The 25,339-nt window shown below is 59.1% G+C and carries 24 protein-coding genes; 10 read left to right on the top strand and 14 right to left on the bottom strand.

Going from position 1 to position 25,339, the window contains the following annotated elements; genetic code table 11:
* Positions 1 to 64: 64 nt before the first annotated feature.
* The 5 genes from PSH64_RS24970 to PSH64_RS24950 form a co-directional block, all read right to left on the bottom strand.
* The gene (locus PSH64_RS24970) at positions 65 to 562 is read right to left on the bottom strand and encodes a hypothetical protein (RefSeq protein WP_105347865.1); all 498 of its coding nucleotides are present in this window, start codon (positions 560 to 562) and stop codon (positions 65 to 67) included.
* 92 nt (positions 563 to 654) lie between these two features.
* Complete coding sequence (locus PSH64_RS24965) at positions 655 to 2,019, bottom strand: heavy metal sensor histidine kinase (RefSeq protein ID WP_305478998.1); 1,365 nt, start codon at positions 2,017 to 2,019, stop codon at positions 655 to 657.
* Positions 2,009 to 2,686: a heavy metal response regulator transcription factor gene (locus PSH64_RS24960; RefSeq protein WP_305478996.1), complete on the bottom strand. Its 678-nt coding sequence runs from the start codon at positions 2,684 to 2,686 to the stop codon at positions 2,009 to 2,011. Before PSH64_RS24960 ends, PSH64_RS24965 begins: the two co-directional genes overlap by 11 nt.
* Before the next feature lie 9 nt (positions 2,687 to 2,695).
* Positions 2,696 to 5,797: a multidrug efflux RND transporter permease subunit gene (locus PSH64_RS24955; protein WP_305478995.1), complete on the bottom strand. Its 3,102-nt coding sequence runs from the start codon at positions 5,795 to 5,797 to the stop codon at positions 2,696 to 2,698.
* The gene (locus tag PSH64_RS24950; RefSeq protein ID WP_305478993.1) at positions 5,794 to 6,954 is read right to left on the bottom strand and encodes an efflux RND transporter periplasmic adaptor subunit; all 1,161 of its coding nucleotides are present in this window, start codon (positions 6,952 to 6,954) and stop codon (positions 5,794 to 5,796) included. The genes PSH64_RS24955 and PSH64_RS24950 overlap by 4 nt, the downstream gene beginning before the upstream one ends.
* Positions 6,955 to 7,293: 339 nt before the next feature.
* Here PSH64_RS24950 and PSH64_RS24945 point away from each other — a divergent pair, with 339 nt between their 5' ends.
* Entirely contained in the window at positions 7,294 to 7,551 is a 258-nt protein-coding gene (locus PSH64_RS24945; protein WP_305478992.1) for a hypothetical protein, read from the top strand.
* A 156-nt stretch (positions 7,552 to 7,707) separates the two neighbouring features.
* Here the strand turns inward: PSH64_RS24945 and PSH64_RS24940 are convergent, their stop codons facing one another.
* From PSH64_RS24940 to norR, 5 genes are all read right to left on the bottom strand, one after another.
* Entirely contained in the window at positions 7,708 to 8,451 is a 744-nt protein-coding gene (locus tag PSH64_RS24940; RefSeq protein ID WP_305478990.1) for a YkgJ family cysteine cluster protein, read from the bottom strand.
* An 83-nt stretch (positions 8,452 to 8,534) separates the two neighbouring features.
* Entirely contained in the window at positions 8,535 to 8,861 is a 327-nt protein-coding gene (locus PSH64_RS24935; RefSeq protein WP_305478988.1) for a hypothetical protein, read from the bottom strand.
* A gap of 175 nt (positions 8,862 to 9,036) precedes the next feature.
* Positions 9,037 to 9,495, bottom strand: coding sequence for a GNAT family N-acetyltransferase (locus PSH64_RS24930; protein ID WP_305481205.1), 459 nt, complete (start codon positions 9,493 to 9,495; stop codon positions 9,037 to 9,039).
* A gap of 27 nt (positions 9,496 to 9,522) precedes the next feature.
* Positions 9,523 to 10,425: a chemotaxis protein CheV gene (locus tag PSH64_RS24925; protein ID WP_305478987.1), complete on the bottom strand. Its 903-nt coding sequence runs from the start codon at positions 10,423 to 10,425 to the stop codon at positions 9,523 to 9,525.
* A 286-nt stretch (positions 10,426 to 10,711) separates the two neighbouring features.
* A complete protein-coding gene (norR, locus tag PSH64_RS24920) occupies positions 10,712 to 12,265 on the bottom strand; it encodes a nitric oxide reductase transcriptional regulator NorR (RefSeq protein ID WP_305478986.1) in 1,554 nt (517 codons plus the stop codon).
* Between the two features lie 147 nt (positions 12,266 to 12,412).
* Here norR and hmpA point away from each other — a divergent pair, with 147 nt between their 5' ends.
* The 9 genes from hmpA (at position 12,413) to PSH64_RS24875 (ending at position 21,488) form a co-directional block, all read left to right on the top strand.
* Positions 12,413 to 13,594 (top strand): NO-inducible flavohemoprotein, encoded by a 1,182-nt coding sequence (hmpA, locus tag PSH64_RS24915; protein WP_105347845.1) that lies wholly within the window; start codon positions 12,413 to 12,415, stop codon positions 13,592 to 13,594.
* A 233-nt stretch (positions 13,595 to 13,827) separates the two neighbouring features.
* Positions 13,828 to 14,388, top strand: coding sequence for an ester cyclase (locus PSH64_RS24910; RefSeq protein WP_305478985.1), 561 nt, complete (start codon positions 13,828 to 13,830; stop codon positions 14,386 to 14,388).
* Between the two features lie 25 nt (positions 14,389 to 14,413).
* On the top strand, positions 14,414 to 14,923 hold the full coding sequence (locus PSH64_RS24905; protein ID WP_105347841.1) for a disulfide bond formation protein B: 510 nt from the start codon (positions 14,414 to 14,416) through the stop codon (positions 14,921 to 14,923).
* Between the two features lie 828 nt (positions 14,924 to 15,751).
* On the top strand, positions 15,752 to 16,696 hold the full coding sequence (gene cyoA, locus PSH64_RS24900; RefSeq protein ID WP_105347837.1) for a ubiquinol oxidase subunit II: 945 nt from the start codon (positions 15,752 to 15,754) through the stop codon (positions 16,694 to 16,696).
* A gap of 3 nt (positions 16,697 to 16,699) precedes the next feature.
* Positions 16,700 to 18,730: a cytochrome o ubiquinol oxidase subunit I gene (gene cyoB / locus PSH64_RS24895; RefSeq protein WP_105347834.1), complete on the top strand. Its 2,031-nt coding sequence runs from the start codon at positions 16,700 to 16,702 to the stop codon at positions 18,728 to 18,730.
* Positions 18,731 to 18,733: 3 nt separating this feature from the next.
* Positions 18,734 to 19,360, top strand: coding sequence for a cytochrome o ubiquinol oxidase subunit III (locus tag PSH64_RS24890; protein WP_019582330.1), 627 nt, complete (start codon positions 18,734 to 18,736; stop codon positions 19,358 to 19,360).
* Positions 19,361 to 19,696 (top strand): cytochrome o ubiquinol oxidase subunit IV, encoded by a 336-nt coding sequence (gene cyoD / locus PSH64_RS24885; protein WP_008025399.1) that lies wholly within the window; start codon positions 19,361 to 19,363, stop codon positions 19,694 to 19,696.
* Between the two features lie 11 nt (positions 19,697 to 19,707).
* On the top strand, positions 19,708 to 20,595 hold the full coding sequence (cyoE, locus tag PSH64_RS24880) for a heme o synthase (protein ID WP_305478984.1): 888 nt from the start codon (positions 19,708 to 19,710) through the stop codon (positions 20,593 to 20,595).
* A 257-nt stretch (positions 20,596 to 20,852) separates the two neighbouring features.
* Entirely contained in the window at positions 20,853 to 21,488 is a 636-nt protein-coding gene (locus PSH64_RS24875; RefSeq protein ID WP_019582328.1) for a LysE family translocator, read from the top strand.
* 97 nt (positions 21,489 to 21,585) lie between these two features.
* Here the strand turns inward: PSH64_RS24875 and PSH64_RS24870 are convergent, their stop codons facing one another.
* The 4 genes from PSH64_RS24870 to PSH64_RS24855 all read right to left on the bottom strand — a co-directional run bounded on the left by PSH64_RS24870 (position 21,586) and on the right by PSH64_RS24855 (position 25,245).
* Positions 21,586 to 22,290: a hypothetical protein gene (locus PSH64_RS24870; RefSeq protein ID WP_305478983.1), complete on the bottom strand. Its 705-nt coding sequence runs from the start codon at positions 22,288 to 22,290 to the stop codon at positions 21,586 to 21,588.
* 136 nt (positions 22,291 to 22,426) lie between these two features.
* Entirely contained in the window at positions 22,427 to 22,942 is a 516-nt protein-coding gene (locus tag PSH64_RS24865; RefSeq protein WP_105347829.1) for a hypothetical protein, read from the bottom strand.
* Positions 22,943 to 23,008: 66 nt separating this feature from the next.
* A complete protein-coding gene (locus PSH64_RS24860) occupies positions 23,009 to 24,532 on the bottom strand; it encodes a HAMP domain-containing sensor histidine kinase (protein ID WP_105347827.1) in 1,524 nt (507 codons plus the stop codon).
* Entirely contained in the window at positions 24,529 to 25,245 is a 717-nt protein-coding gene (locus PSH64_RS24855) for a response regulator transcription factor (protein WP_305478982.1), read from the bottom strand. The genes PSH64_RS24860 and PSH64_RS24855 overlap by 4 nt, the downstream gene beginning before the upstream one ends.
* Positions 25,246 to 25,339 lie beyond the last annotated feature (94 nt).

The following is a 25,339-nucleotide window of genomic DNA, read 5'->3' as shown; positions in this document are numbered from 1 at the left end:
GACTGTTGCCTGCACGGCAACAGTCACTGCGTTGGCAAGGAGGTGTAGGGGGGTAAGCAGAAAGTCACTGTTTCCTCGGGATCAGGCGGATATCAAAATTCCCTTCGAACTCATGCGTGCCCTCATCAACCTCCGCCCAGAACTTAAAAGTCCCCGATGCATAGCTTGTTTCATAATCGAATGATTTGAGTGTTAAATCGCCTGCTTGAGCCGTGTACTGAGTCCTGTGGGCGCCCTCTTGGCGAAAGTATGACAGTGTAATGACCTTTGGCCAGTTGCCTCCAACCGGCAAAGCTACCCCCACCTCAGCGTCTTTGAAAAACTCGATTTGAATACCCCTGGAGTTTTCAGCGTCAGTAAACATCTGCCCGTAAAGAGTTATGCCGTCTCTGGAGCCTTCTCTGTATGAAACGACACTCGCATTAATGGGGCCCTCATAGGATTTGGTCGCAATCAGTGTGCCTTTGGATTCTTGCACTACATTTTCGGTAGTCATGCCGAATTCCTGTTCGTGATGAAGAGAGGTCTTGCCGATATCTTGGGAGATGGCAAGGTTCTTCATTTGGGACCGTAAGCATCGAGCTGTCTACTGTCAGAAATAATAGGTTGAACGTGTTTTTTGCTTTCAGCAGACAGTCGCTACATATTTCGAAATCAAACCGGTAAATGAATCCCGAAGGTATTCATCCCATGATCACTGCGCACAAACACATCCCCGCCATGCATCAGCGCAATCGCCTTGACGATCGCCAACCCCAGGCCATGGTTGTTGCCACTGTTACTGCGTGACGCATCGACCCGGTAGAAACGTTCGAACAGGCGCGGCAGATGCTCATTGGCAATCGGCGACCCCGGGTTGGCGACGCCGATGCTCACTTGATGCTCTTCGACTTCGATCCGCACCTGAATCACTTGCCCTGGCGCTGTGTGCTGCACCGCGTTGCTCAGCAAGTTGATCAACGCCCGGCGCAGATGTGCGATCTCGATACGGACCTGCGCATCACCACTGACCTCGACCTGAACCTGCGCATCCTCAAGAATGAAATCCAGGTATTCCAGCGTCGTCGCTACTTCGGCGGCCAGTGAGGTGGACGTCAGTTGGGTGGCCTTGCTGCCCTGATCCGCGCTGGCAAGGAACAGCATGTCGTTGATGATCGAGCGCAGCCGTTCCAGCTCTTCGAGGTTCGATTGCAGCACTTCGAAATAGTGTTCGGCGGAACGCCCGCGTGTCAGCGCAACCTGGGTCTGACCGATCAGGTTGGTCAGCGGCGAGCGCAGTTCATGGGCCACGTCGGCATTGAACGATTCCAGCCGCGAGTAGGCCTGTTCGACCCGTTCCAGGGTGGCGTTGAACGAGCTGACGAACTGATCGAGCTCCGGGGGCAATGGCGATAATTGCAGGCGCCCGGACAGCCTCGGTGGTGCCAGGCGCTGGGCTTCCTGGGACAACTTGATCAGCGGTTTGAGGCCGATCCGCGCCACCCAATAACCGAGTAGCGAGGCCAGCAATACTCCAATGATCGCCAGGCTGATCAGGGCAATCAGCAAGTGGTGCTGCGTCTCGTAAAAGGTTTCGGTGTCGATGCCGATCATGAAGCGCAGCGGCGGGCGCTGGTCCTTGGCCGGCAACTCGGTTAGCAGCACTTTCAGCGGGTACGGATGGTCGGGCAATTCCATGTCGCGCATGCCCAACCGGCCTTGGGCGAACGCGCGGATCGACGCGTCGGGTTGGCCGTATTCATAACCGGGATTACCGCTGACCACCCAAAAGCGAATGCGTTTGTCTTCTTCGCTCAGCAGTTTGAGCTTGGCGTTGATCTTCACCCAATGCTCGGGCGTGCCGTAACGGTTGAGCGCCGATTCGAGCACGCTGTAGCGGGCGTCGAGTTCGGCTTCGGGCAGCAGGCCCAAGCCCTTGTCGACCTGTTGATACAGCGCACCACCGATCAACAGGAACACCAGCAGCGCCACCAGCGTAAACATCCCGCTCAGGCGCAGCGCGATGGAGTTACTGGACACCACGGCTCTCCAGCACATAACCCATGCCACGAATGGTGTGCAGCAGTTTCTCGTCGAACGGCCCGTCGAGCTTGGCCCGCAGGCGTTTGATCGCGACTTCGACCACGTTGGCGTCGCTGTCGAAATTAATATCCCAGACCATCTCGGCGATGGCGGTTTTCGAGAGGATTTCACCCTGTCTGCGCGCCAACACACTCAACAGCGAAAACTCCTTGGCGGTCAGATCCAGACGGGTGCCGGCGCGAGTGGCTTTGCGGCTGATCAAATCTATCCACAGGTCGGCGATGCTCACCTGCACCGGCTCATGGCCACCGCTGCGCCGGGTCAGCGCTTGCAGGCGCGCCACCAGTTCGAGGAAGGAAAACGGTTTGCCGAGGTAATCGTCCGCGCCATCGCGCAGGCCTTTGATGCGGTCTTCAACCCGCTCGCGGGCGGTGAGCATGATCACCGGGGTTTGCTTGCGCGCACGCAATGCGCGCAGCACGCCGAAACCGTCGAGGCCCGGCAGCATGACGTCGAGGACAATCACCGCGTAGTCACTTTCCAGCGCCAGGTGCAGGCCTTCGATGCCATCGCGGGCAACGTCCACGGTGTAACCCTGTTCCGTCAGGCCGCGGTGCAGATAGTCCGCGGTTTTTTCCTCGTCTTCGATAATCAGAACGCGCATGACCCCGCCTCAGTCTGTGGTCGCCAGCACCGGCTGCTGTGCTGGTGTGGGTCTATGGAATATCCGCTCAAGCCACAAGTATATGACCGGCGTGGTGAACAACGTCAGCGCCTGGCTCACCAGCAAACCGCCGACCACCGCGATGCCCAACGGTTGGCGCAGTTCGGCGCCGGTGCCATAACCGAGCATCAGCGGCAAGGCGCCGAGCAGGGCGGCAAGCGTGGTCATGATGATCGGCCGGAACCGGGTGAGGCAGGCTTCATGGATCGCCTCTTGCGGTGGCAGGCCACGTTTGCGCTGGGCGTCCAGCGCGAAGTCGATCATCAGGATGCCGTTCTTCTTGACGATACCGATCAGCAGCACCAGCCCGATCAGCGCCATGATCGAAAAGTCCTGGCGGCAAATCCACAGCATGATCACCGCCCCGAGCCCCGCCGAGGGCAGGGTCGAAATGATCGTCAGCGGATGCACGAAGCTTTCGTACAGCACGCCGAGAATGATGTACACCGCCACCAGCGCCGCGAGAATCAGCCACGGCTGGCTGGCCAGCGAACTCTGGAACGCCTGGGCCGCGCCCTGGAAGTTACCGCTGATGGCCGCTGGCATACCGATTTCAGCCTTGGCCTGGTTGAGCATGAGCACCGCATCGCCCAGCGCCACGCCGGGCGCCAGGTTGAATGACAGGTTGGCCGCCGGGAACATCCCGTCGTGAGCGATGGACAACGGGCCGATGGTCGGCGCATCGAACTTCGCCAGGGCCGACAGCGGCACCATTTCCCCACTCAGCGGCGAGCGCAGGTAGAAATAGTTGAGGCTTTCGGCCTTGCCGCGCTGTTTGGTGTCCAGTTCCAGAATCACGTTGTACTGGTTGGTCTGGGTCTGGAATTCATTGATCTGCCGCTGGCCGAAGGCATCGTACAGCGCTTCGTCGACATCGCTGGCGGTCAGGCCGAAACGCGCCGCGGCGCTGCGGTCGATGCTGATGTGGGTGATGCTGCCGCCCAGTTGCAAGTCGTTGGAAATGTCACGGAACGCCGGGTTGCTGCGCAGTTTTTCTGTCAGGTGCTGGGTCCAGGTACTCAGGAGGGCGCCGTCGTTGCTCTTGAGCACGTATTGGTACTGGGCGCGGCTCGGGCCGGAACTGAGGTTGATGTCTTGCCCGGCGCGCAGGTACAACACGATGCCCGGGACTTTCATCAATTGCGGGCGAATCCGGTCGATGAACTGGCTGGCGGACACGTCACGGTCGCCGCGTTTTTTCAGCGAAATCCAGAAGCGGCCGTTGGCGATGGTCTGGTTGCTGCCTGAAACGCCGACCGAGTGCGAGAACGTCTCGACGGCGGGGTCGGCGGCGACGATTTCGGCCATCGCCAGGTGTTTTTTCACCATGTCGCCGTAGGAAATGTCCGCAGCGGCTTCGGTGGTGCCGAGGACGAATCCGGTGTCCTGTACCGGGAAGAAACCTTTGGGGATGAAGATATAACCGGCAATGGCCAACCCCAGCGACAGACCGAACACTCCGATCATCAACGTCTGATGGGCGAGGGCGCGGCGCAGGCCCTTATCGTACAGCGCCAGCAAGCGCTCGCCGAACCCCGGCTTGCTGTGGGCATGATGCACCGGTGCGCGCATGAACAGCGCGGCCAGCGTCGGTGCCAGGGTCAGGGACACCACCACCGAAATCAGGATGGTCGAGGTGGCGGTCAAGGCGAACTCCTTGAACAGCCGCCCGACCACGCCGCCCATGAACAGCAGCGGAATGAACGCCGCCACCAGCGAGAAGCTGATGGAAACCACAGTAAATCCGATCTCGCCGGCGCCCTTGATCGCCGCCTCGCGCATACCGTCGCCGGCCTCCAGGTGGCGGTGAATGTTCTCCACCACCACAATCGCATCGTCCACCACGAACCCGACAGCCACCACAATCGCCACCAGCGTCAGGTTATTCAGGCTGAAGCCCATGATGTACATCAGGGCGAAACTGGCAATCAGCGACACGCCGAGCACTGCCGTCACAATCAGGGTCGCCGATAACTGACGCAGGAACAGCGCCATCACTGCCACCACCAGCAGGATCGCAATCAGCAGGGTGATTTCCACTTCATGCAGCGAGGCGCGGATGGTCTGGGTGCGGTCGATCAACACTTTGACCTGCATCGAGGCCGGCAGCATGGCCTCCAGCGTTGGCAAGGCCGCTTGAATACGGTCGACGGTCTCGACGATGTTGGCGCCCGGCTGGCGGAAAATCACCAGGTTCACCCCCGGCTTGCCATCGGCCCAGGCCTGGATGTAGGCGTCTTCCGAACCGCTGACAACTTTGGCCACGTCCTTGAGATGAACCGGCGCGCCGTTCTTGTAGGAAACGATGAGTTGGCTGTATTCCTCGGGGTGGAACAACTGATCGTTGGTGGATAAGGTCGAAATGCTCGACTCGCCGTACAACGCACCCTTGGCCAGGTTGAGGCTGGATTGCTGGATCGCTAGACGAATGTCCGCCAGGGTCAGGCCGATGGCGGCGAGTTTGTCCGCCGACGCTTGCACGCGGATCGCCGGACGTTGCTGACCGCTAACGTTGATTTGGCCTACGCCGTCGATCTGGCTGATCTGACGGGCGAGCAGGGTTTCTACCAGATCGCTGAGTTCGGTGCCGGGCATTTGCGGCGAGTTGATGCTGAGGATCAGCACCGGGCTGTCGGCCGGATTGACCTTCCTCCAGGTTGGCAGGTTCGGCATATCTTTGGGCAATTTGCCGGCGGCGGTGTTGATGGCGGCCTGGACTTCCTGGGCGGCGGTGTCGATGCTTTTGTCGAGGGTGAATTGCAGGGTCAGGATGGTCGAGCCCAAGGCGCTGCTCGAGGTCATCTGGGTCACGCCGGGGATGGCGCTGAATTGTACTTCAAGCGGCGTGGCCACCGACGAGGCCATGGTCTCCGGGTTGGCCCCGGGCAGCTGCGCGGCCACCTGAATGGTCGGGAATTCCGCTTCCGGCAGTGGCGCAATCGACAGTCGCGGGAAGGCGATGACGCCGAGCAATATAAGGGCAAAGGTCAGCAGGATCGTCGCCACCGGATGATCGATGCACCACGCGGAAATGGAACCGTGGCCCTTCATGGTTTTGGCTCCGACTGGACCACTTGCGCTGGCTCGCTCAGTACTTGCACGGTCGAACCGGGTTTGAGCCTCGATTGGCCGTCGCTGACCAGCACATCGCCCGGTTTAACGCCTTTGATGATGTCCTGGCCGCTGCCTTGATAGACCATCTGCACCTGCACGGCCTCGACCTTGTCGCCATTGACCCGGTAGACGAAATGTTGATCGAGCCCGCGTTGTACGACGGTGGGCGGCACCACCAGCGCATTTTTATCCAGCGCTGTCTGAATCTTTACCGTCACCAGCAGACCCGGCCAGAGTTTCTGTGCGGGATTGGCGAATTCGGCCTTGGCACGGATGGTGCCGGTGTTGGCGTTGATCTGGTTGTCGATCAGGGTCAGGTGACCTTCGCCCAGCAGGTTGCCGGTTTCGCCGTCGGTGTCGGCACCGATGTAAGCCTTGACCGGCGTGTGCTGTGGATCGTTGATCAGGCCTTGCAGGGTCGGCAGCATTTGCTGCGGCAGGGAAAACTCGACGGCGATCGGGTCGATCTGGGTCACCGTGAACAGGCCTTGGGTGTCGGTCATGCGCAGGAAGTTGCCTTCGTCCACCGTGCGAATACCAACGCGGCCGGTGACCGGGGAGCGAATCTGTGTGTAGGAAAGCTGCACCAGAGCGGCGTCGATCGAGGCCTGATTGCCTTGGGCGGTGGCTTTGAGTTGATTGACCAGGGCTTGTTGCTGGTCGTAGGTCTGCTTGGACACGCCGTCGTCGACACTGAGCAGTTTGTAGCGTTTGAGGTTGACCTGTGCCACTTGCAGTTGCGCCTGGCTTTCGCCCAGTTGTGCCCGAGCCTGATCGAGGCTGGCGCGGATCGAGCGGTCATCGAGGGTGGCCAGCAGGTCGCCCTGGTTCACCAGTTGGCCTTCCTTGACCAACAACTTGGTGAGGATACCGTCGATCTGTGGGCGCACGACCACGCTGTGCAAGGACAACACCGAGCCGATGCCGCTGACGTAACGGGGCACATCTTTTTCGACGACGCTGACCACCCGCACGGGAATGGCGGTGGGGGCGGCCAGTTTGGTGGTGACGGGTTTGGCGGCGTACCACACGCCCAGCGCTGCCAGGGTGATCAGAAGGGCGGCGAGCAGGGCGGTTTTTTTCTGAATTCGCATGCGAGTGGGGCGCCGGGCTGAGTGGTCTGGTTTTGTCAGGTTTATACCTTCCTTTATAAACCTGTTCGCCCGTCAGGAACGTGACGGGTAACTGACGGCGCTGTCAGTTTGGACCTTTCTGGGTTGCTGCTGATTCCCTTGATCAGTGGTGAGGGACGAGTGCACACCGCTCCCACAGGGGGCATCGTCTTCAAGGGTTGTGTGGACGGCAGCTCAGTCAGCACAAAACCCGACGGACTCGCTCGCGGCTTGAAGCTTGCAGACCCCGACACAGGTATACTGCCGCCTTTCGCGGCTCGCCTACCGGGCCCGACTCTTTGAGCATCACCCGGAGCTTTCATGACTTCCCCGACACAACCGCCGGTTGCCGACGCTTTGCGCGACGACCAGGCAGACCTGCCCGACAGCGTCGACTCCAGCGCCGACAGCGAAACCAAAGCGGCGATCCCGGCGTTCAAGTTTCCGTTCAAGCCGGGCGAACTGGCTGCGGCGAAGAATGGCAGCCAGCCTTGGTACAAGAACGGCGCCAAGAACGGCCACACCAAGACCCCAGGCGCAGCGCCACCCGGCACTCGTCGTTCGATGGGTAAGCGTTGAGATCTTAACTCTGCGGTGCCTGATCTGCCGTCTTCGCGAGCAAGCCCGCTCCCACAATTGATCTTCATGAAACACAGATGTTGTGTACGACGAAGATCAACTGTGGGAGCGGGCTTGCTCGCGAAGAGGCCCGGACAAGCAATACATGCCTCGGGCTCAGGCCGCCCGCAACGAAATAAACGCATAGTTCAGCGGTGCTTCAGTCGCAACCTGCGCCCCGGCGGCCAGCACTTGCCCGGCGATATCATCGCCAGACACATGAAACACCCATTCACCGCTCGACCCCGTCAGCTGCGCCACCTGATCGATAACCATGGCAAACGCAGTCATGTCGGGCAGATAAGCGGTAAACCCATCGCCCTTCAGCGCTGTGGTCCTAATCCCCAACCGCGCGCAAATCGCATCTTTAGCCTGAATCTCATCGCGATCCGCCTGACGGGAGCGCTGGATCAAGCCTGCGAGTTCCTGATCGACCAGTTCACCCCCAACAATCAGATCCGGACCTTTTTCCCATGACTCGGGCGGGCATTCCTTTATCGTTGGGTTGAGCGGGATGTGCGGGTTGATTTCCATTGGATAGATGCGGCACACCAGCGGTCGGCGTTCGTAGATGCGGCAGAGGTTGTCTTCGTCAAGATTCCGGCAAGGGCCGACGTTGTAGGCGGCGAAGGTGATCGCCACGTGCGCTTCGCAGGTGCCGCTGCGAACCAGCGCCGAACGGCGTTCGGCGTGTTCGCGTTGTTGTGCTGGCAGGCCCAGGCCATTGGCGAGAAAGGCTTCCACCAGCACGATCACCTGGCCGCCATCGGCCGCCCACATGCGGGCTTCGGCCAGTGTCAGGGGCACATGGTGGTCGGTGCAGCATTTGCCACAACCTACGCAGGAAAACGGTGTATTCATTGAACGGCCAGTGACCTGTCAGGGCATGAAGCGGCGACAAGAAGCCACCGCAAAGGCCTGTGCCGAAGCAAGTTATGCGCCAGTCACTGTGTTTTTGCCGTTGGGCGGATGGAGTCCCATTCGGTGACGTAGGCGGTTTTGCTCTTCTTGTTGTAGAGGCACAGCTCGGTGCCTTGCTGACCTTTCATGTGTTTTTGCGGGTACTGGCCTTGCAGCAGGAGCGCGGTATAACCGACCCGGTCATCGAACTGCGCGGGGTTGCCGACGGGTTGGGGGTTTTTCAGGCCGCTGGTCTTGGTGCAACTGGCCAGTACGGCTTTGTCGAAGGCAGCCCAGGCGTCGGGGCTGGAGGCGTGGGCCTGGGTGGCGAGGGTGGTGAGGCAGAGGAAGGTCAGGGTGGTGGCTTTCATGATCAGGCATCCTTGGCGTGTAGTGGTCGAGGTCGAAGTATGCCTGATGGTTTTATGTGGGTTGTGTGGGCCTCTTCGCGAGCAAGCCCGCTCCCACAGGGTTCATTGTCGTTCACAGATTCGGTGTATGACACAAAGCAACTGTGGGAGCGGGCTTGCTCGCGAAAGCGGTGTGTCAGACAGGCACGGGCTCCCGCCGGACCACATACATTCCGGCACTTTCATATAAACGCTGCGCCCGAAGGTTGTCTTCCCGCACCTTCAAATCCACGAAACCTTCGCGGCGCTGCGCAAACACCTTGAAAGCATGAAGCAGCAGCGCACGGCCAAGTCCAACGCCTTGAACGCGCGGATGCACCACCAAATCCTTGATATAGGCACTGGTCCAGCACTGAGCGACGCCGACGATACCTTCGGCATCCAAAGCGATGAAGCACAAGGCTGGATCGTATTCGGGATCGGCTTCAAACCGCTGTTGCCAGATTTCCAGCGCCGGTACGCGGCCGCCGCCATCCCGATAACCCAGCTCCATCAAGTGATGAACGGCTTCGGCAAGTTCGGGACGGTACTCGGTCAGCTCAACGCCATTTGGCCAAGTGGAAAGCGGCACATCCTCAGCGAGGTTGCGCCGCATCAGAAAGCAAAAGTCCTTGGCCAATACTCAGTGACCTTGTTCTGCGATAGCCCTGGCCGCCTCGATCAGGCACTTGGTCAGTTCCGGCGAGGAGAATTTGGTCAGCACCGCGTTGGCCCCGGCCAGGCGCGCTTTCTCGCTGTTCATCGCACTGTCCAGCGAGGTGTGCAGCAGCACGTAGAGGTGCGAGAAGTCGGGGGTTTCGCGCAAGGTGCGGGTGAGGGCATAGCCGTCCATCTCGGACATCTCGATGTCCGAGACGATCAGGTTGATCTGCTGGGCGGTGCCTTGCAGGTCCAACAGGCAGTCGATAGCTTCCCTGGCGCTGCGGGCGGTATGGCATTGCAGGCCGAGGTTGCGCAGGGTGTGCACTGATTGTTGCAGGGCGACCTGGCTGTCATCGACCACCAGAATCCGTGCATTGCCCAGCACTTCAGCGTCTTCCATGCTCAGTTCGGTCGGGGCCATTTCGATCTGCGCCGGCGCAATGCCGTGGATGACCTTTTCGATGTCCAGCACCTGCACCAGCGTGCCGTCGACCGAGGTCACGCCGGTGATGTACGAGCGCACACCGCCGGAGCCGAAGGGTGGTGGGCGGATGTCGGTGGTCAGGCAGTGGACGATCTTGCTCACCGCCTGAACGTGCAGACCCTGCTTGGAGCGGCTGACGTCGGTTACGATCAGGCAGCCACCGTTCGGGTCTTCCAGCGGGCGCTCGCCGATGGCGCGGCTCAGGTCGATTACCGACAACGACGCGCCGCGCAGGGTGGCGATGCCTTTGACGTGGGGGTGTGACTCCGGCAGCTTGGTCAGCGGCGGGCAGGGGATGATTTCGCTGACTTTCAGCAGGTTGATCGCCATCAGCTTGCCGCTGCGCAAGGTAAACAGCAGAAGCGAAAGTGAATCTGCGCGGGCTTTATTGGAGGACATAAAAACCTTCTGTGGAAAAGATGAGGCGATGATGAGCATCGCCAACAGCTATCGATGCCGGGTTATCGACTTGTTGGGGGCTGGCTTTAGGGGAAATGCCCATTGCCAGCCAAACGGTGACCCTGTGGGAGGGAGCTTACCTGTGGCGAGGGGGCTTGCCCCCGTTCGACCGCGAAGCGGTCGTGAAACCAGCGATGAAGCTCTAGCTGGAAAAAGCGGGGAGCGCTTCGCACTCCAACGGGGGCAAGCCCCCTCGCCACAAATACCGCCCAACATAATAACCGCGTTATTTCATACCCAACCGCTTGGCCATCCGCCCCAGGTTCGCTCGATCCAGACCCAACTCCCGTGCCGCGCTGGCCCAGTTGTGCTGGTGCCGTTCCAGGCAAGCGCTGATCAGTTGGCGCTGATAATGCTCGGTGGCTTCACGCAAATCCCCCGCAACCAATACAGCCGCCGGTGCAGCATCCACCGGTTCTGGCGCGGGTTCAATGCTGCCATTGGGTAAATCCAGATCCGCCGCGCTCAAACTGAGAATCTTCGGCCGTTGCTTGCAATTACCCAGCGCCTTCAACGCACTGCGGCCAATCAAGTGCTCCAGCTCCCGTACATTCCCCGGCCAACCATATGCCAACAATGCCGCTTGGGCATCGCTGGTCAGGCGCAGGCTGTTGAGGCCCATGCGTGAGCGGTTTTGTTCAAGGAAATAGCCGCTGAGCAGCAGCACATCCCGACCACGATCCCGCAGCGCGGGTACCAGCAGCGGGTACACGCTCAGGCGATGATAGAAATCGGCACGATAGCGACCGCTGCGCACTTCTTCGGCCAGGTCGCGGTTGGTCGCCGCGATCAGTCGCACGTCGACCTGATGCTCCTTGTCCGACCCCAGCCGCTGCAATTGCCCGCTCTGCAGCACCCTGAGCAATTTGGCCTGCACCGCCAGCGACAGTTCGCCCACTTCATCGAGGAACAACGTGCCGCCATTGGCCAGTTCGAACTTGCCGCGACGATCGTTCATCGCGCCGGTGAAGGCGCCACGCACATGGCCGAACAGTTCGCTCTCCACCAGGGTGTCCGGCAGGGCGGCGCAATTGAGGCTGATGATCGGTTTGTCGGCCCGGGGCGACGCGGCGTGGATGGCTTGGGCCACCAGCTCTTTGCCGACCCCGGTTTCCCCGGTGATCAACACAGTGAGATCGCTGCCGCCCACCAGATTGATCTCTTCCACCAGTCGCTTGTAAGTCTTGCTCTGGCCGATCATTTCACGGTTCTGCTGGCCGCTGGCCTGGCGGTAAACCTCGGCGCGCTGATGTTCGTCTTCGACGCGATTGGCCAGCCGTTCGATGCGCTCGGCGGCGTTTACGGTGGCGGCGGCGAGGCTGGCGAAGGCTTGCAGGGCATCCAGTTCGATCGGCTCGAAGCGCTCAGGGTCGAGGGCGTCGAGGGTCAGCAAGCCCCACGGGCGCTCGTCGATAAACAGCGGGCAGCCCATGCAGTCGTGGACTTCCAGGTGCTCGTGCAAACCATCGACCAGGCCGTCATACGGATCGGGCAAGTCGCTGTCGGCGGCGAAGCGAGTCGGGCCGGGACTGCTGAGCAGCGCTTCGAAGCGCGGGTGTTCGCTGACCTTGAAGCGGCGGCCGAGGGTGTCGGTGCTCAACCCGTCCACAGCCAGCGGCACCAGCCATTCGCCGTCGAGTCGCAGCAGGGCGGCGGCGTCGCAAGGGAGCAGGGCGCGCATCGCTTCGAGCAAGCGCCGGTAGCGCTCGCCTTCGGGCAGTTCGCGGGACAGGTCGGAGACCAGGGGCAGCAAGGTCGTGAGCAGTAATTTTGCAGTCATAATGACTCCGTGTAGTCGGTGTGACTATAAAGCCTCCGGTGTCGATATGACTACTTAGCTTTTAACTATTTGATTTTTAAGACTTTAATTGTTGGCATGGAAACTGATAAGCAAAGGGTATTCATATAAAGCCCAGGAGTTGCTCTTATGCTTAGCGTTCAAGACCGTGCCATCGTCAAATCCACCGTGCCGCTGTTGGAAAGCGGTGGCGAGGCATTGATCACTCACTTCTATCGCATGATGCTCTCCGAATACCCGGAAGTCCGCCCGCTGTTCAACCAGGCCCACCAGGCCAGCGGCGATCAGCCCCGCGCCTTGGCTAACGGCGTGTTGATGTATGCGCGGCACATCGACCAGCTCGATCAGTTGGGCGACCTGGTGGCGAAGATCATCAACAAGCACGTGGCCCTGCAAATCCTCCCGGAACATTACCCGATCGTGGGCAGCTGCCTGTTGCGAGCCATTTCTGAAGTGTTGGGCGAAGAGATCGCCACCCCTGAAGTGATGAACGCCTGGGGCGCGGCCTACAACCAATTGGCCGAAATCCTGATTGGCGCCGAAGCCAGCATCTACGACCAGAAAGCCCAGGCACCGGGCGGCTGGCGCGGCGCGCGGGAATTCATCGTGGCGGCCAAGGTCGAGGAAAGCGCGGAAATCATCTCGTTCTACTTCGAACCAGCGGACAAAGGGCCGATTCTCGCGGCCGAGCCCGGCCAGTACATCGGCATGAAACTGATCCTCGATGGTGAGGAAATCCGACGTAACTATTCGCTGTCGGCATTGGCCAACAAGGGTCAGTACCGCATCAGCGTCAAGCGCGAAACCGGCGGTCGTGCCTCCAACCATTTGCACGATCAATTGCACGTCGGCGCGAGCATCATGCTGTTTCCGCCAGCGGGCGATTTCACCCTGACCGCCAGCGACAAACCGCTGGTGCTGATCAGTGGCGGCGTCGGCATCACCCCGACGCTGGCAATGCTCGAGGCGGCGCTGGCGACCGAGCGGCCGGTGCACTTTATCCACTGCGCGCGCAACGGCAGCGTTCATGCCTTCCGCGACTGGATCGACGGGCTGGCCGAGCGTCATCCGCAGCTCAAGCGTTTCTATTGCTACGCCGAAGATGATGGCGTCAGCCCGGCGGCAGACAAGGTTGGTCTGTTGAGCCAGGAGCAACTCGGCGAGTGGTTGCCGCAGCAACGTGATGTGGATGCGTACTTCCTGGGGCCTAAAGGCTTCATGGCGGCGATCAAGCGTCACCTCAAGGCCCTGGGAGTGCCGGAGAAGCAAAGCCGTTACGAGTTCTTCGGGCCGGCTGCGGCGTTGGAGTAAGCGGTTGCGGCGACTCGGGAGACCGAGTCGCCTGCTTCGCGAGCAAGCCCGCTCCCACATTTGATTTGCGTATAACGCGGTCTAGTGTGGGAGCGGGCTTGCTCGCGAATGGCCGCACCACGGTCCCGATTCGTAAAAAACGCTTAAAGGTTAATCCGTTCTTAACCGGTTTATCGTTTATTCCCCGATGCTGATGATAGGCGCTCGTTCGTTTACATGATCAGGATCGCCCCATGACTCACGTCACTATCTCCCGCCGTTTAACCCTGACCGGCTTCAGCCTGACCGCCGCGCTGCTGGCGAGTCCGTTTGCCTCTGCCGAACCGGCCTTGCTCCAGCCCCAGAGCCTGATCGTCGATCAGAGCCTGCCCAAGGCGCAGCGCGATGCCATGGAGTTGGCCGCCCGGCGTTACGGCAGCTTCTGGAACACCGGGGAGGAGGCGTTGGCCAAGGCGGCCTTGTCTGAGCAGTTCGTCGACAAGACCCCGCCCGAAGGCCGGGTTCAGGGGCCGACCGGGCCGTTATTGGCGTCGAAGTTCTTTCGCACGGCGGTGCCGGACCTGAGCTGCGAGATCGAGCAAATGATCATCGCCGGTGATCGGGTGGTGGTGCATCTGCACTTTCGTGGGCATTTCACCGGTCCGTTCAAGGCTCTCAAAGGTCAGGGCCAGCGTGTAGACTTCCGGGCAACCGATATCTATCAGATCGACAACGGTCGCATTGCGGCCAATTGGCATATCGAAGACAACATCAGCCTGATGCAGCAGCTGCAAGCGCAGCCGCCGGCGAGCTGATCCACGGACACAGAAGGGATACGCGATGAGCGAGGAAACAATGCGGTTGGGACGTGAACGGCGCTATCTGGTGTTGCTGGGCATCATCTGCCTGGCATTGATCGGTGGCGCGCTGTACATGCAAGTGGCTCTGGGCGAGGCGCCGTGCCCGCTGTGCATCTTGCAGCGCTACGCGTTGTTGCTGATCGCGCTCTTCGCGTTTATCGGCGCGGCGATGCGCACCCGTCGCAGCATCACGCTGTTCGAGGCATTGGTGGTGATCAGCGCCATCGCGGGCGTCGCGGTGGCCGGGCATCATGTCTACACCCAGTTGTACCCGGAGGTCAGCTGCGGCATCGATGTGCTGCAGCCGATTGTCGACGGTCTGCCGCTGGCGAAGATCTTCCCCCTGGGCTTCCAGGTCGACGGTTTCTGCTCCACGCCGTACCCGCCGATCCTTGGCTTGTCCCTGGCGCAGTGGGCGCTGACGGCGTTCGTGCTGGTCGTGGTGCTGGTGCCGCTGCTCATTTGGCGTAACCGCAAAGCATTGCGCTGAGTCTGTTCGCGTACCGTTGCAGGAAACAAAAAAAACGCCCCGGTCCTTGTTGAGAGGTCGGGGCGTTTTGCATGTTCAGAGGCCCGGCGAAAGGACCTTGATGCGCGACAATTATGGAGGCGACAGGTGTGCGACACGTTGTCACAGCTTGAGTGTCACAGCGCCTTTCAATGCGTTGAATCGAGGCTCCATCTTGCACCGAATACGGGCTCTGCAAGCCACCGCGGCTTTTTGCGCAAACCAGCCGAAACAGGCAGTTTTAACAGGCCTTGGCGAATCGCCAGAGCCCTTGTCATATAGGGGGTAGAGCTGGGTCGATGGCGAGTGTAGAGCGTTGGAAGCTGTCTGAACTTCGCACGGTACACCTACATTTTTTGGTGTTTTTGTTGAGAATTAATTTCGATACCATGGCCCACTTTTGCAAAAACCGTGAATGATTGTTGCTGGAACGGATAAAAATTATTTCGGGATGAGACATGGTTTATGAATCGTTACATATCTACAATCGCCCGCACTGAATTCCCGGCACTGCTCACACTGACTCAAGTGCATGAGTAGAACAGGGAGTCGAGAAGCCTGATGGCCTCATGCGACTCCCCGTTGTCGGTGCCTTCCGACGATCCGCACCAAATGGAATTGGTCTGTAACAAGGCCCTTGACCACGAATTCGAATAAGAACACACCGCAGGCCCAGCAATTGTCGAACCGCGTCTGACGCGCGACGGGCAGGCCCTTATTCAATCCAAGAAAAATGCCAACCCTTGGCAGGGTGAAGTGTTGGCGATCAAAACCCAACTGCATTGCGCAAGCTGCTTTAGAGGTCGTGAGATGAGTAAAAACAGGTACCCCAGACTACTAGGCTTATTGCCGCTGCTCGGCACGTTGTTGCTGGGAGGCTGCAACATGACCTTGCTCGATCCCAAGGGCCAGGTCGGCCTGGATGAGCGAAACCTGATCATCACCGCAACGCTGCTGATGCTGTTGGTCGTCGTGCCGGTCATCGTCATGACGTTCCTGTTCGCCTGGAAATACCGCGCTTCCAACCCGAATGCCGTCTACACGCCAAAGTGGTCCCACTCCACCAAGATCGAAATCGCGGTGTGGACTATTCCGGTACTGATCATCATTGCCCTGGGTTACGTCACCTACAAGTCGACCCACGCACTGGACCCTTACAAGCCGCTGGAATCCGACGTCAAGCCAATCACCATTGAAGTGGTCGCGCTGGACTGGAAGTGGCTGTTCATCTACCCGGAACAAGGCATTGCCACGGTCAACAAGATCGTGTTCCCGGCGCACACCCCGGTCAACTTCAAGATCACTTCCGACGCCGTGATGAACTCGTTCTTCATCCCTGCTCTGGGCGGTCAGATCTACGCGATGGCGGGCATGCAGACCAAACTGCACCTGATCGCCAACCAGAACGCTGAAATGGACGGTATCTCCGCCAACTACAGCGGCGCGGGTTTCACCGGCATGAAGTTCAAAGCTATCGCCACTTCTCAGGAAGATTTCGACGCCTGGGTAAGCGAAGTCAAAAAGGCACCTAAACAGCTTGAAAAAGCTGAATACGAAGCCCTTTCCAAGCCAAGCCAGAACAACCCAGTCGAGCTCTACTCCTCGGTCACGCCGAACCTGTTCCAGATCATCGTCGACAAGTACGAAGGCATGAAACCGGGCAAGCCAATGCACCACGAGAAGAAAGAGCACGAAGTGGCCGCCATGGAAGGGATGGACATGAGTTCGCATTCAGCTGCCGGGGCAGAGGAGTAAACGATGTTTGGTAAATTAAGTTGGGAAGCGGTCCCGTTCCACGAACCGATCGTGATGGTGACCATCGCCATGATCGCGCTCGGCGGTCTGGCACTGTTCGCTGCAATCACCTACTTCAAGAAGTGGACCTATTTGTGGACCGAGTGGTTGACCTCGGTCGACCACAAGAAAATCGGCGTGATGTACATCGTCGTCGCCATGGTCATGCTGCTGCGTGGTTTTGCCGACGCCATCATGATGCGTACCCAGTTGGCCATGGCCACCGAGGGTTCGCCTGGCTACCTGCCACCTGAACACTATGACCAGATCTTCACCGCTCACGGTGTGATCATGATCATCTTCATGGCGATGCCATTCTTCACCGGCCTGATGAACCTTGCAGTGCCGCTGCAGATCGGCGCCCGTGACGTTGCCTACCCGTTCCTGAACTCCCTGAGCTTCTGGCTGCTGGTTTCCGGCGTGGTGCTGATCAACCTGTCCCTGGGCGTTGGCGAATTCGCCAAGACCGGTTGGGTTGCCTATCCGCCGCTGTCGGGCCTGCAATACAGCCCGGGCGTGGGGATGGATTACTACATCTGGGCGCTGCAGCTATCCGGGCTAGGTACGACGCTGACGGGGGTCAACTTCCTGGCCACCGTGCTGAAAATGCGTACCCCTGGCATGAAGCTGATGGACATGCCGATCTTCACCTGGACCTGCACCTGGGCCAACGTCCTGATCGTGGCTTCGTTCCCGATCCTGACCGCTACCCTGGCTTTGCTGACGCTTGACCGTTACATGGATTTCCACATTTTCACCAATGAACTTGGTGGCAATCCGATGATGTACGTCAACCTGTTCTGGGCTTGGGGTCACCCCGAGGTTTACATCCTGATTCTGCCGGCGTTCGGGATCTTCTCCGAAGTCATCTCGACCTTCACCGGCAAGCGTCTGTTCGGTCACCACTCGATGGTCTACGCATCGGGCGCGATCTCGATCCTGGGCTTCATGGTCTGGCTGCACCACTTCTTCACCATGGGTTCGGGTGCCAGCGTCAACGCCTTCTTCGGTCTGGCGACGATGCTGATTTCGATCCCGACGGGTGTGAAGCTATTCAACTGGCTGTTCACCATTTATCAAGGCCGTCTGCGTTTCACCAGCCAGGTTCTGTGGACCCTGGGCTTCATGGTGACCTTCGCCATCGGCGGCATGACCGGCGTACTGCTGGCCATCCCGGGTGCTGACTTCGTACTGCACAACAGCCTGTTCGTGATCGCGCACTTCCATAACGTGATCATCGGCGGCGCGGTATTCGGTTACATCGCAGGTTTCGGCTTCTACTTCCCGAAAGCGTTCGGCTTCAAGCTGCACGAAGGCTGGGGCAAGGCAGCATTCTGGTTCTGGATTTCCGGCTTCTTCGTCGCGTTCATGCCGCTCTATGTACTGGGCTTCATGGGCATGACCCGTCGTCTGAACGCCACCACCAACCCTGAGTGGGTACCGTACCTGTACGTTGCCATGTTCGGTGCGGTGATGATCGCTGCGGGTATCGCCTGCCAGCTGATCCAGCTGTACGTGAGTATCCGTGACCGCAAGCTGCCGCAGAACATGTGCGAGCACGGCGACCCATGGAATGCCCACACCCTGGAATGGTCGACTTCCTCGCCACCACCGTTCTACAACTTTGCCGTGCTGCCAAAAGCAGAAGGCATCGACCCGTTCACCGAAGCCAAGGAAAACGGCACCGCGTACAAGGCTCCGGCCAAGTACGAGCCGATCCACATGCCAAACAACACCGCGACCGGTCTGGTCATGGGTGCTCTGTTGACCGTGTTCGGTTTCGCGATGATCTGGCACATCTGGTGGTTGGCCATCGTTGGTCTGGTTGGCACCGTGGGCTACTTCGTGATCCACGCTGCACGCGATGATCAAGGCTATATGGTGCCGGTCGACGTGATCGAGCGCATCGAAGCCGAGCAGCACAAGCGTCTGGTAGCGGCCGGGAAAATTCCAGCCACCGCCACCCGTGTTGAAACCTCGTTGGAACAGGCTTAAACCATGTCGAACTTAGTGACCAATGCTGGACACACCCATGTCGATGGACATGGGCATGATGACCATCACCACGACTCGGGCGAGATGACCGTATTCGGTTTCTGGCTCTACCTGATGACCGACTGCATTCTGTTTGCGTCGATCTTCGCGGCGTACGCGGTACTGGTTAACAACGTAGCGGGTGGCCCGTCGGGCCACGACATCTTCGAGCTGCCATACGTACTGGGCGAAACCGCTCTGCTGCTGTTCAGTTCGATCACCTACGGCTTCGCCATGCTGGCGTTGTTCAAGGGCAAGAAGAACCAGGTCCTGGGCTGGCTGGCCCTGACCTTCCTGTTCGGCGCCGGCTTCATCGGCATGGAAGTCAACGAGTTCCACATGTTGATCTCCGAGGGCTTCGGTCCTAGCCGCAGCGGCTTCCTGTCCGGGTTCTTCACCCTGGTCGGCACCCACGGTCTGCACGTGACCAGCGGTCTGATCTGGATGGCGATCATGATGTATCAGGTGCAGAAAAACGGCCTGACGGCGACCAACAAGACCCGTCTGAGCTGCCTGAGCCTGTTCTGGCACTTCCTGGACGTGGTGTGGATCTGCGTATTCACCGTTGTTTATCTGATGGGGACTATGTAAATGGCTAACGCTCATTCCCACGATAGCCACGACGCCGGCCACGGCAGCGTCAAGTCCTACGCTATCGGTTTCATTCTGTCGGTGATCCTGACGGTCATTCCTTTCGGCCTGGTGATGTACCCGTCGCTGCCTAAAGCCCTGACCCTATGGATCGTACTGGCCTTCGCAGTGATCCAGGTGCTGGTGCACCTGGTGTACTTCCTCCACCTGGACCGTTCGGCAGCGCAGCGTAACAACGTGATTGCGTTTGTTTTCGCCGCGATCGTAATCGTCCTGTTGGTAGGCCTGTCGCTGTGGATCATGTTCAGCATCCACACCAACATGATGGCGCACTGAGGTAAGTCCGGATGTCCTTGAAGCACTTTATCCAAATCACCAAACCGGGGATCATTTTCGGTAACGTGCTTTCAGTGGCAGGCGGATTTTTCCTGGCCTCCAAAGGGCATGTCGATCTGGCCATCTTCCTGGCCGCGATGATCGGCACGTCCCTGGTAGTAGCCTCCGGTTGCGTGTTCAACAACTGCATCGACCGCGACATCGACCTGAAGATGGAGCGCACCAAGAACCGGGTGCTGGTCCAGGGCTTGATCTCCCTGAAACTGGCCCTGGCTTATGCGACCGTCCTGGGTGTCGCCGGCGTTGCGTTGTTGTACAAGGTGGCCAACCCGTTGGCCGCGCTGTTCGCGGTGATCGGTTTTGTCATCTACGTCGGCTTCTACAGCCTGTACCTCAAGCGCAAGTCGGTTCACGGCACGCTGGTGGGCAGTCTGTCGGGGGCGATGCCGCCGGTGATCGGTTACGTCGCAGTCAGCAATAACTTCGACATGGCCGCGCTGACGTTGCTGGTGATGTTCAGCCTGTGGCAGATGCCGCATTCCTACGCCATCGCAATCTTCCGCTTCAACGATTACCTGGCCGCATCGATTCCGGTGCTGCCGGTGAAGCGCGGCATTGAAGTGGCCAAGAAGCACATCCTGCTCTACATCCTGGCCTTCCTCGTGGCGACCTTGATGCTGACCTTCAGCGGCTACGCCGGCATGAGCTACCTCGCCGTCGCCGCGGCCATGGGCATGTACTGGCTGTACATGGCCTGGACCGGCTACAAGGCAGTGGATGACACGGTCTGGGCACGCAAGCTGTTCGTGTTCTCGATCTTCACCATTACTGCGTTGAGCGTGATGATGTCCCTGGACTTCAAAGTGCCGAGCGAGTTGCTGCTGACGTACGCGCCTTAAGCGTCGGATGTTGTAAAGAAAAGCCCCGCCTTTCGAGAGAATGGCGGGGCTTTTTGTTGGGGGCGATTCAGGTGGTTCTGAGCTCGAGCCCCTTTTGCATAACTCTTGGTTGTGCGAAGGATCAGATTGTTTAGGAAAACGGAGTATGGCATTTAGGAAGTCTCCTAATGCCAGCACCTGCTTTGCTCGCTACGGTTCAGCTGGGCCGGGCAGGGATGAATGACCATCTCGGGTCAGGATTAGTATCGTGAAGGGAAATGGAATCAGAGGGCAAGGACGTGCAGGATTTTCAGCGATCTCTATTATTTTCAATCGTGTTGTCGATCACCTTTGGGCCGATTGCCTTGATTATATTGAGGCAGTCCATCTTGCATGGACGATTGAGCGCCGTACCAGGTGCGTTCGGAGCAGCCCTGGCGGATGCTCTGTATGCCGCAGTCGCGTTGATGGGGGTAGCGCTGATCAAAACCTTTGTATTGGGCTATCTGGATCTTCTGACAGTTGTCTCAATAGCCTATCTCTTCTATTTGGGTATAAGGATCACTGCGTCCTCTGATTCGACAATGAGCATCACACGCCAATCAGGCTTTTTCTCTGTGTTTGCGTTAACGCTGAGCAATCCGTTGACCATTGTGGCAATCACCTCTTATGTCATCGCTAATCACTCAGACGAAGCGACTGTTAACGTGCCTCTTTCGCTCGCTGGTTTTTTCGTCGGCAGTCTCGCCTGCCAGATGGTGTACGTAATGGGGGGCGATGTTATTGGAAGGGCATTGTCTGGAAGGAAAAGCACTCGCCTATTGAATTGGTCTAGTGGTCTTTGTCTGATCGTTTTCTCTTTATGGAAACTACAAGATTTCATCAGGGCTAAACCGTTTTTGTGGGCGGTTTGAGATGGCGTGCAGCACCTGAGCCGAGTGCCAATCTCGTGCGCGCAGGCAATAAAAATCCCCGCTCGATGGCGGGGATTTTTGTGTGCAGCGTTTAGCGTTACTGCGCGGCGATGCTGTAACCGTCGAACGCGGTCTGCTGCTGCAGCGCGGTGATGATGTTTTTTCGGTTGACCGGTTGTTCGGCCCCGGCATTGTCCAGGAACGTCTCGCTTTCCAGCTCCGCTTCTTCACCTTCGCCGACGAAAGTGAAGCCCAGGAATTCCAGCGCTTCACGGTCAACGTTCAGGCGCGAGCGCGGGGTGCGCAGGGGCAGGGTGACGCTGATGCCGTCCTTGCTGATGGTGAACACTTCGACTTCTTTCTTGGCGCGAGCTGCTTTGCTCTTGCCGTTGCTCGGGTTGCTGATGGCCTGGTGAGTTTGGTTGAGCACCTTCAGCGCCAGGCCATAAACGATTTCCTGGAATGCCGGATCGTCCTTGAAGCTGGACAGAATACGGCTGATCGGGAATTTGCTGCTCAGGTCTTCCAGGGCCGCAATGTCGGCCGCTTCGGCGTCTTTCAATTGCTTGAGTTCGCCCATCAATTCGTAGGCTTTATCGTCATCGAAGCTGTCGTGAGCCTGGCGAATCGCGGCGCGCAGTTCGCGGATCTGGTCGCTTTCCCGGGTGGATTGAAAAGCGTCCAGAACCATCTCGCTGATGGTCTTGGCCTGAGGCACGTGTTGTGAAAGATTGATGGAGTTTTCGTATTCCGCTTTGGACGACAAGGTGACTACGGATTCAGCGGTATTGGAATCGGACATTGAAATTTCACTACTTCTCTAACTTGGATTGAGGCGAGAAAGCACGGGGCCTTTTCAGGCCGCCTAATCTATTGGACCCGCGCTGCGTTGTCACGGATGAACAGGTGGCTGGTCAGTATTTTTGGTGAGAGAGCTTTTAGCCGGCTGACATTTGCGGGCGTTTTGCCTGGAGTGTCAGTAGCACCCGATAAAATTTCACCGCCCGCCCGCTGATCAATCCGCAGACAAACCCCGTCGCCGAAGCGTTGAGCAGCACCATCTCAACTGTGACGGCTAACTCCGGATACACCTCATCCTGATAGCCGAAGTAATAGTTCACGGCAAAAAACAGCAGGTAGAACACCAGGGTTTTAACCGTGCCCGGTACGATCAGCCCGGTTTCCGGATCATCCAGCTCAATACCCTTGCGCGAAAATACAACCAGTGCCGTGAGGCTGCCCAGAGTGACAGCGGCCAACCAGCAGCCAATCGATATTTCAGGGCTCAGCGTCAGGTTCAGCGAATACAACGACCAACCGAGCCAAAGCGGTGGGGTGACAAGCAACGACGTTTTGCTTTCATGGGTGGGGGAAAAGGCTTTGACGCCGTAGTAACAGAGCAGCAGAAAGATCGCATAAACCCACAGCGGGGTGTTTTGCAGGGTGTTGAGCATTACGTAGCATCCGTGCCGGGAATGAAGGGTCCGGATAATAGCTGCTGCCGTGGCAGAGGCTACCGACTATTTCCCCATCGAATTCATATTCATCGAACGAGTCATCCACTGCTCCGCCGTTTGCTCATCCACCGGCAAGGAAAAACGAAAAGTCGCACCGCGTCCGGGCACGTCGATCAGCTCGATCTCGCGACCGTGCAATTGCAGGATCCGGTGCACGATCCTCAGCCCCAGCCCCCCATCGCGTCGTGCGCCGCCAATGTTGAACGGACGCAGGAACAGGCCTTCGCGTAACTCGGGGGCGATGCCGGGGCCGGTGTCGCTGACGGTTACTTCGATAAAACACCCTTGAGGGCGGAGGCTGAGTTCGATTTCTCCGCCTGGGGGCGTGTGGCGCAGGGCGTTGTCGAACAGGTTGGTCAGCACCCGCTCGATCAGCCCCAGGTCGGCGCAGGCCACGGTGGCGTTGGGGGCGAAAGTGGCCTTGAGTTCGATCTGGCGTGCTTCGGCGCTGAGTTCGAATTTCTGGAAAATGTCCTGCACCAGATCGGTCAGGGAGAAGCGTTCCAGCACCGGTTGCACGAAACCGTGTTCCAGCCGCACCAGCTCCAGCAACGATTGCGCCAGGCCGCCGACCTTGCGGCTCTGATCCAGAGCGATTCCCAGATAGCGACGGCGGTCGGCGGGGGACAATGTGGCGTCCTTGAGCGACAGGGTTTCCAGGTAACCGTGCAGCGAGGCCAGCGGTGTGCGCAGGTCGTGGGAGATGTTGGCCACCAGTTCGCGACGCTCCTGATCCTGACGGGTCAGCGAGCGCCATTGTTCGCCGAGGCGCGCTTGCATCTGCCGGAAGGCCGCGTCGAGTACCGCTATTTCATCGTGGCTGGCGGCCTTTTCTACCGGTTCAGGCTCTGGTTCTGGCGAGGCGGACGGAACGCCATTGATATCGAACTGACTGACTTTCTCGGTCAAGCGCCGCAATGGCCGGGTGATCAGGGCAAATGCCGTGAGGCCGGCAATCAGGCACAGCAACGCCACCAGCCCAATGGACAACAATGCGGTATTGAGCGCGGCGCTGGTGGCACCGCGTTCGGCGAAGCGGTCGTGCTCTTCACTGAGCAACACCACATAGAGATAACCGGCCGGCTGACCGTTGACCCGCAAGGGCGCGGCGCTGAACACCTTGCGACCGTCGACGCTGCGCGGATCGTCGCCCAGAATCGGCAGGGCCTCGCCTTTTAGCAAACGCTGGATCGGCACCAGATCGACCTGCTCCCGATGTATCCGGCCTTCGGGCGCGGCGCTGCCGACAATCCGGCCTCCTGTGTCCAAGAGATAGACCTCGACACTGGGATTGACCAGCATCAGTTGGCTGAACAGTTCGCGCACGGCATTGGGCATCGGGCCATTGCGGTCCATCAGCACGGTGTCGTGGGCGATGTGTTGCGCCAGATCCCGCGACAAACCCTGCACCACTTCCAGTTCATGCATCTGGTTGGAGCGCACCTGCATCCATACCGAAGTGCCGCAGCACACCAGCAACAACACGGCGAACACCAGGGACAGGCGTTGAGTCAGGGTCAGCCTCATGGCTGCTCTCCGCTTGCTGCGAATTTGTAGCCACGGCCCCACACCGTGAGGATGCGCGCCGGCTGCGCCGGATCGGCTTCGATCTTGGCGCGCAGGCGGTTGATGTGGGTGTTGACCGTGTGCTCGTAGCCTTCGTGGCTGTAGCCCCACACCGCGTTGAGCAGGTCCATGCGCGAGAAGACTTTGCCAGGTTGGCGGGCGAAGAAGTACAGCAGGTCGAACTCCCGTGGCGTGAGGTCAAGGCGCTGGCCATCGAGGGCGACTTCACGGGTGATCGGGTCGATGGACAGGCCGTCCGTGATCAGGCTGCCGGCGTCCATTTTCAGGTTGCGGGCCATGGCGTCGACCCGTCGCAGCAGTGCCTTGACCCGTGCCACCAGCTCGAGCATGGAAAACGGTTTGGCCAGGTAATCGTCGGCACCAAGCTCCAGCCCCAGAATCCGATGCACTTCGCTGGAGCGCGCACTGGTGATGATGATCGGTGTGTAGCGGGCCATGGCCCGGGCACGGCGGCAGATTTCGAGGCCGTCGACGCCGGGTAGCATCAGGTCGAGGATCAGTGCGTCCCAGCTTCCTTGTTGCAACAGACGCATGCCCTCATCACCGTCGGCGCAGTGCACCACCTCGAACTGCTCATCGCGCAGATGCAGGCAGATAAGGTCGGCGATGTGCAGGTCGTCCTCGACCACCAGCACGCGTTTGGTCTGTTCCATGGAGCTCGATCCTTTGTGACGCAATGAACACATTGTGCGGGTTTTCCTGAGGTTGAGTTATCACGAATTATTTAACTCCTCGTGAGGATTTGGC

The sequence above is a fragment of the Pseudomonas sp. FP1742 genome (assembly GCF_030687145.1).
Lineage (GTDB): Bacteria > Pseudomonadota > Gammaproteobacteria > Pseudomonadales > Pseudomonadaceae > Aquipseudomonas > Aquipseudomonas frederiksbergensis_D.
Note: the sequence above shows the minus strand (reverse complement) of the source record. Positions and strands in the feature narration are given on the sequence as shown.